Here is a 901-nt window from a genome sequence, read left to right as displayed (position 1 = left end):
GCGGCGGCGTCGACGCTGGGTGCGGCGGCCGCGCAGTCGGGCCGTTACTTCGGTACCGCGATCGCCGCCGGCAGGCTCAACGACTCGAACTACACGACGATCGCGGCGCGTGAGTTCAACATGGTCACGGCCGAGAACGAGATGAAGCCCGACGCGACCGAGCCGCAGCGTGGCCAGTTCAACTTCGGCTCCGGCGACCAGATCTACAACTGGGCCACCCAGCGCGGTATGAAGGTCCGCGGCCACACCCTGGCCTGGCACTCGCAGCAGCCGGGCTGGATGCAGAGCCTGTCCGGTAGCAGCCTGCGCCAGGCGATGATCGACCACATCAACGGCGTGATGGCCCACTACAAGGGCAAGCTCGCCGCCTGGGACGTGGTGAACGAGGCCTTCAACGAGGACGGCAGCCGCCGCCAGTCCAACCTGCAGGCCACCGGCAACGACTGGATCGAGGTCGCGTTCAGGACCGCCCGCGCGGCCGACCCGTCGGTCAAGCTCTGCTACAACGACTACAACATCGAGAACGCGACCTACGGCAAGACGCAGGGCGTGCTCAACATGGTCAAGGACTTCAAGTCCCGCGGCGTGCCGATCGACTGCGTGGGCCTTCAGACCCACTTCACCGGTGGTAGCTCGCTGCCGGGCAACTTCCAGACCACGCTGCAGAACTTCGCGTCGGCCGGCGTCGACGTGGCCCTCACCGAGGTCGACGTCACCAACGCGTCCACCACCCAGTACCAGGGCCTGACCCAGGCCTGCATGAACGTGTCGCGCTGCCTCGGCATCACGGTCTGGGGCGTACGCGACAGCGACTCGTGGCGCTCGAGCGAGAGCCCGCTGCTGTTCGACGGCAGCGGCAACAAGAAGGCGGCGTACACGTCGGTCCTCAACGCCCTCAACG

Annotated in this window: 1 protein-coding gene; it reads left to right on the top strand. The window is 67.0% G+C overall.

Going from position 1 to position 901, the window contains the following annotated elements; translation table 11 throughout:
• Positions 1 to 901 (top strand): glycoside hydrolase family 10 protein (locus Pme01_RS30700; protein WP_203935998.1); only part of this gene is annotated, 901 nt, incomplete at both ends.

Source organism: Planosporangium mesophilum (assembly GCF_016863255.1).
GTDB classification, from domain to species: domain Bacteria; phylum Actinomycetota; class Actinomycetes; order Mycobacteriales; family Micromonosporaceae; genus Planosporangium; species Planosporangium mesophilum.
The sequence above is the reverse complement of the archived record's forward strand: the minus strand, read 5'-3'. Positions and strand labels throughout refer to the sequence as shown.